The organism is Pseudomonas sp. 43NM1 (assembly GCF_002836905.1).
Lineage (GTDB): Bacteria > Pseudomonadota > Gammaproteobacteria > Pseudomonadales > Pseudomonadaceae > Aquipseudomonas > Aquipseudomonas prosekii.
Genome location: NZ_MKGS01000157.1, coordinates 35,465 through 41,840 on the forward strand (window position 1 = coordinate 35,465; position 6,376 = coordinate 41,840).

A 6,376-nucleotide genomic window follows, 5' to 3' on the forward strand; every position below is an offset into this window, starting at 1 on the left:
TCCCCCTGCGGAATGTTCCGAAGGGACAATCATTGGGCTGGATGCTTATCTCTTAAAGTAATTTTTAACCTTATTTATAGAACTTATTCGAATAATTGAAAGAATCGAATTTGTCGAAGCCACGTCCCGTATGACCTGTAGCGAAACGTGAAAAAGACGATGCATTTCAGGCATAAAAAATATTCCTGAAAGGCTGCTTTTGCGACGGTAGGCAACTTTACGGAAACGCCTGAAAAGGCCTCTCAATGCAACCCCGCGGCTTTGCACGCGTCGACAAAGTTCACGCCGTTCTTGTCCATGGCGGTTTTGACCAATTTATTGGCTTTTTGCATTGCCGGGCTGGGTTGCGCCCATTGATCGGGAGGCAGCGGTTGCGACCAGGTTTGGACCCGTCCGGGCAAGGTCGGACGGCCCTTGCGGTGGGCCCATTCAGCGATGAGGTAGGGCATTTTCCAGAAAGTCAGGACGCGGCGGACGTACCACCAGCGCAGGGGCCATTTTGTGGGCTGGGGATGTCCGTAACGTTTGCGATACTCGTCGTCCATGTTGTCGTCCAAGTCGCCCATGAATCGGGCATCGAGGCGTTCGATTTCAAACGTGTGCAAGCCTTCATAAGGCTTGAGTTCGTCCTCGGTCAACTTGATCCCCAGCGCGGCGAGCATGGGGCTAGGCGTGTCCACCAGCTCCCCTTCCTCCATGTAATTGCGAATCGCCGCCCACATGCCCAGTGCATGCGCATCGCTGGGTTGCGACGACAACACGAACTGCACGGTGTCGTTTTCTTCGTCCTCCAGCCCCATGCCAAACGTGTAGTCGCGCATTGCGCCGTAGCTGCTGATGCCCTGACTGTTCGCGACCCAGGCCACCACACTTTCCCATGGCACGATCAGCACGCGGTGGGTGGTGTTGTCGATATGGCAGACTTCGCGGCGTTGGCGATTGAAGCGGATCGGGTAGCTTTTGGCGGAGGTGAGGACTGGGGAGAGCATGCCGTAAACGCAGGCTCCAATCGGCAGGAGGGATGCGAGAGCAATTTTGGTCGCCACTCCAAAAAACATGAGTAGTTCTTGCCACGGGGTCCTGAAATTTTCTGGATAAAAAATCACTCCACACAGTATGAAAAGACTCGGAAGCACAAAAGCGACAAACAAAGGAATCCAAATCTGTATCGCCAATCTCTTCCCTGCCTCCACCATCCCGAAGTTGTTTCCCCCCAACTCCAGAAACGTCTCGTTCATGACCGAAAAGTTACGACGCGAAACCTGCACCTGCCCGGTGTACACCGGCAACGGCGCGAGGAACAACGTTTCATTCAGGCCCTTGACCCGCCGTTGCCCGGCACGGGGCCGCTGACTGCGAATGTCCAGCGCGGGCTCGGTGGCTGCGGATTTGCGCTTGCGTTTGAACAGGTTTCTAAACATCGACTGTCGCCATTTCGTCGCGGGTGAATATCCAGTAAGGGGCCTTTCCTGTGCCGCTCGGCAATGTGTCCACCGGATCAAGTTTGAAACGACCCTCGGCCGGTAGTCGTACACCGCGATGGGTCTGGATGTACAAATTACGCAGCACGAAACAGCTGCGATGAATCAGCTCGCGCTCGGCTTCGAGTTGGTAGCCAATGTTCAGGGCCAGGGCGAAATCCGAGGTTTGCAAAGTGTCGCTGATGGGCAGATGCAGGGTCAGCGCTTCATCTTCCTGACTGACTACCACCGCCACGGCGACCCACGCCGCACTGCATTCCTGCCAGCGCAGCGGCGGCAAATGAGCGCTGTAGGGACGGGGTATGTGTAAATCGCGGGTTTGCTGATAGGCCAGCAGTTGCAACTGACGGCTGTCCATTTCCCGTGTTCGAACCCCGGGCAGCACCAGTCTCAGGTAAGTGCGTTTACCCTCGCGGATCAACTCACAGGTCGGTTGTTGTACCACCTTCGCCAACTCGCTCCAATCCTCTGACAGGCTGCGTTGCCGATCGGCTATGCCCCATGCGCTGGCCTGCAGCCATTTTTGCAGAGCGTCCAGATTGAAATAGTTGTGCAGACCTTCGCCCGTGAGTTGCAGAGCCGTGCCGATCAGCGCCACCAGATTGGCTCTGACGCCGATGCTCAAGAGCTTGGGGCTCGCCTCGGCCCAAGCCAGGGCACGCAATTCGGTGGGCTGTTTCATGACGTTGATGATGATCGACGTAGTATGTTTAACGCCCCAGGTATTGGTTCCAATTAGGACGGCATCGCCAGTCATTTGCAGGCTCGTCGCAGCTAACACCTTTTGATCTCCCGTGGCGAGCGCTTTCCCCCATTCCTGCGAGTGCGTACCTAAATCAACAGTGGCGGCCAGAGCGCCGAACCCAAAAGCACCGCTCCCGGCAATGCCAGCCCAACGCCCTAGACGACTCATGGTATTGAGCTTGCCTGCGGCGCTGTCCATTTGCTCGATATGTGCCTGAAGAATCGTTACCGACAGGCCCTGTACCGCAGAAAATCCAGCAGCCGACATTGCTACGAAAGACTGAATGATTGCCGATGCGTCAGATAAAGAGCGATCCTCCTTTTTTAAAGTGTTGCTCAACGCCTCAACAAACTTCTGCCCCTGAAACACAAACAACAACAGCGCAACCCCATCCCCGCCGGACTTGAGCGCACTACTCATGGGCTTTGCATACGTCCCGGTCGCGCGGAAATCGCGCACTGTGCGGTGCATTTCATCGCGCAGCGCCGGCGCCATGCCGTCAACCACGGTGCCAATCTGTCCGGGGTTGCCGCTGCCGACGGTCAATGCGCGGCTGAGGCTGTCTTCCAATGGCGCCAGCGCAGCCTTGAGTTGGTTGATGCGCTGGTTGTGAATCTGCTCGGCGCCCGGTGCCACCAAACCACTGATGATCCGTGCCAACTCGCGCTGGCGCAGTTTGTAGGTTTCCTGGAGTTGGCCGCGCAGGGCGAGCGCGTTATCCCGGGCCTTGTTGAATGCTTGAATTTCGTAAGCCGAGGCTGCGCGAAGCGTCAAACCGCTGCGAGAGAACTCGCGCAGCAGTTGCAGGCGTGCGGGTGCGCCGATGTCGCGTATGAAGTTATTGGGATCGATGTAGCTTCTCTGATGGAAGTCACGCAAAGATAAATCGAGCTTATCGGCAATCCTCAATTGCTTCGCCGGGTTATAAGCCCCATCCAACAAACTCTGCAGCCCCTGAAACCGTGTATTCAAATCCCCATAGTTGGGCAATCGCTCGGTCATCAAACTGCTGAACTGGTTAGCGAGCAGATTGACGTTGGCAATGCTGTCCTGGGCGGTGCCGACTTTGATCGAGAAGCTGCTCAGGTCCGCCAGTTTTTTGCCGACATCGAGCTGGTCGGCGAGGGTCAGGGTGTCCAGTCCCGGCACGAGGGTGAGCAGGTTTTGCTCGAGGTAAGCCGCCAGTTGTTCGGTCGCGGCGCGATTCCAGCACAGGGCTGCCACGCAGACAAATTCGGTTTCCAGGCGATGCCTGATTTGTGCGTCGAGTTGAAAATCGTAGTACCAGGCCGCTCGATGAAAATGGCCGTCGGTGATCATGTTCAAACGGTCTTCGCGAATGCTTTGCAGCCTTCGGTGCCAATGACTGAGTAACGTTTGTTGCCGACCGACAAAAGCCTCCATGGCGGGACGGTTCACCAGATCATCGATACCACGTTGACCAATCTTGTCGCCAAACAGCGCGTCTTTCGATTGCCGCTCGAGCCGTCCGATGGTTTTGGCGTGTTTTTGCCATTTTTCCACACCCAACAAGTCGTACATCCGGAACCAGGCTTGCACACCCGGATTGGGCGAGTTGCGCCAGAACGCGATGTCGTCGTAGCGACTCGGGCCGCTCGATTCGTTTCTGATATCAAGGTGCTCATAGATAGCGGCCTGCTGCTCGGGCGATGTGTCTTGCATCAGTGCCTGGGCCTCGGGATCGGCCGCGCCCAAGGCATCCAGACGCGCAGAATTGACCTGATACAAGGACTGGATATAAGCGCCCGTCAGGTACTGGCGCTGGCTCGCATCGTCGGCGCTCCATTGGCCAATCCAGTCGGCGACTTCCAGTTGTGCGCTGGCCAGATCGCGCATGACACCGATGTCGTCACGCAGCACCACGAACAGGAAATCGTTCTGGTAGGGCCCCAGCACCTGACTGGTCAAGGTTTCAATCGCGGCATCTCGAAAAAGCGCCGTGTTTTCCCATGTATAGGGCTGACTCTCTTGCGGGTTGGCGCCGTCGGGTAACGCCTCGATCGGGCCAGGCTGGGTAGCGTTTTCTGCCACTTCCGCCAGCCACTTTCCGGCCTGCTGCTGGCTCAACAGGTCTGTGCCGCCATTGACCGGGCACGCACTGGCCAACTCGATGCACTGCATCAAGCGTTCGCGCTCAGCGCTGTTTTTCAGCACTTGTGAACACTTGTAAGCGGTCCACTGAATTTCCGAATAGCTGGCGTACAACGTGTGCTGCCGGGGGAAAACCAGGTGAGGGTCACCGACTGAAGTGGTGCGCGTGTCGCCTGCGACTTCCTGATCGCTCCACAGCAACTTGGTGATTCGGCCCTTTTCAATGCTGTATTCGTGAAGGTAGTGGGTGTCGTTGTCGATGAGGTACAGGTAACCGTCGCGCAATAACCGGATGCCAAGCGGCTGACTGTTCAGTGTGAGCGGCATGGACAGTTCGGATGACGGGTCAAGGTGTTCGACCAACCCGTAGCGCAGCGGCAGCAACTGTATTTTTTGGCTCATCAAAGAACATTGGCCTAGCGCTGAACGCACATCGTTGGCGCGCGTGGCCATGGCTGCGGCGTTGGCGTCGATGGGCGGCGGCTGGCGCGCGGTCATCGGCGACCTCCCTGTGAGTCAGCCGCACGACTGCAAGCCAGCTCGGCTGCGCGTTGCACACGGTTCAAGGGAGATTGCGTGGTGGGCACTGTCAGCAGCTCGACAATGTCCGCGTGCGCGGCCAAAGGTTGTTCGCCCAGATAGCCAAAGACATTGGCGTAGAGGGTAATTTCCTGCTCCGACGTGAAGCCGTATTGGTAAGCCTCTTGGGCCAAACGCTCGATATGACGCAAGCGCTGTTGCGCAGAAGCTGACGCCTTGAACTCCGGAAAATACGTGTGCAGGTGATCATTCAAGGCAAACACCGCGCGGCGAAACGTCACCTCTTCCAGTGCCGTGAGTTCCTCGTCCGTCAGTCGATAAATCTCGCCTGCGTGAGGTCGTGCGTGTTCAGGGCGGGTGTGTTGGTGCCAAACCGCCTGGAAGCTGTCGGGCAAACACACTTGATCGACAGGGCCAAACCAGCGCGCGCTCTGTGCTTGATGCGCAAGGCTTAGCAACGGATGAATCACCGCCGGGTCGGCAATGCGCGGCATGACTTGAATGCCGCTGGGGTGCTCAACGGTGAGCAGACGACGCCAATGCGCGCAAAGTGTCGGCGCATCAGCGTGACTGAACAGCAGGTAACCCCATTCAAACGCGGCGGTTTGCTGGTAGTACGTCAGCAATGAATCACACTCGCCCGTGAGGGCAAGCAAGCACGGCGATATGTCTGATAGCTCATGCCAGCGAGTGCCTTGATACAGGCAGTACGTCGGATTACTCCAATCGTGCAGAGGTTGCGGCAAGCTCGACGCGCTGACGCCGTCCACCAACAGGTACGCCGGCATGGCCCACGGCAAATCGTCCGGCAGTGGCGGTAACCTAAACATTGGCAGGCTCGCTTGGCTGTTTCGCGGCTTCGCATATCGCGCAAATCGGTTGTTTCGCCATCAGGGCCAAACGTTGCGATTGGAGTAACAATGGCGCGTCAAGCAAAGCGCTGGCAGCCTCTCCAACAGACAGCGCGCGGTTTGGCGCAAGTCCCGCCACTGGCGAGCCACCCTCGACAATCGCCACGCTGCTGAAAATTCCCCCGGCATTGATCACGATGTGGTGCCCGCCCGCCGTCAGCGTCAGGCTGGAACCGGCATCGATTACCACTTGGCTGGCGGTCACGCGCGCGTGTGGCCCGGCCTGAATCACCAGGGTTCCCGCCGTGGTGGAACTGCTGTTGCCGCTGATGCTGATCAGTTCGTCGCTGCCGATCACGGTATGGCGCACACCTTGGGTGGTGTGCGATTCATCGCCCTGGATCAGGCTGGCACTGTCGCTGTCGACCTGCTGAAAACGCTCGCCGCCGATCAGGCTGTGGCTGTCGCGGCTGATCTGTTCGCGGCGGTCGTTGCCGATCTGGCTGGTGCTGTCATGGAGGATCAGTTGTTCGAGATCGCGTTGCGCGCGCAGGTAGATTTTTTCCTGGCCGGCGCGGTCCTCCAGTGCCAGTTCGTTGTAGCCACCGGTGTGCGGCGAGCTGTGGCTGCGCAGCACGCTTTTGGTT

General features: G+C 57.8%; 3 protein-coding genes and 1 pseudogene. All 4 read right to left on the reverse strand.

What is annotated here, in order from left to right:
- Positions 1-242: 242 nt before the first annotated feature.
- Entirely contained in the window at positions 243-1,421 is a 1,179-nt protein-coding gene (locus BI292_RS18640; RefSeq protein WP_256592710.1) for a DUF6708 domain-containing protein, read from the reverse strand.
- Positions 1,414-4,836, reverse strand: coding sequence for a toxin VasX (locus tag BI292_RS18645; RefSeq protein ID WP_101208739.1), 3,423 nt, complete (start codon positions 4,834-4,836; stop codon positions 1,414-1,416). The genes BI292_RS18640 and BI292_RS18645 overlap by 8 nt, the downstream gene beginning before the upstream one ends.
- Positions 4,833-5,708, reverse strand: coding sequence for a DUF4123 domain-containing protein (locus BI292_RS18650; protein ID WP_101208740.1), 876 nt, complete (start codon positions 5,706-5,708; stop codon positions 4,833-4,835). The genes BI292_RS18645 and BI292_RS18650 overlap by 4 nt, the downstream gene beginning before the upstream one ends.
- Positions 5,701-6,376, reverse strand: a pseudogene (locus BI292_RS18655) (type VI secretion system tip protein VgrG); the annotation flags it as partial. The gene BI292_RS18650 and the pseudogene BI292_RS18655, both read right to left, overlap by 8 nt.

Bases quoted from the DNA above. Each gene is read 5' to 3' on its own strand.
- BI292_RS18640 (WP_256592710.1), bottom strand. From the start codon at position 1,421: ATGTTTAGAAACCTGTTCAAACGCAAGCGCAAATCCGCAGCCACCGAG.
- BI292_RS18650 (WP_101208740.1), bottom strand. From the start codon at position 5,708: ATGTTTAGGTTACCGCCACTGCCGGACGATTTGCCGTGGGCCATGCCG.
- BI292_RS18645 (WP_101208739.1), bottom strand. From the start codon at position 4,836: ATGACCGCGCGCCAGCCGCCGCCCATCGACGCCAACGCCGCAGCCATG.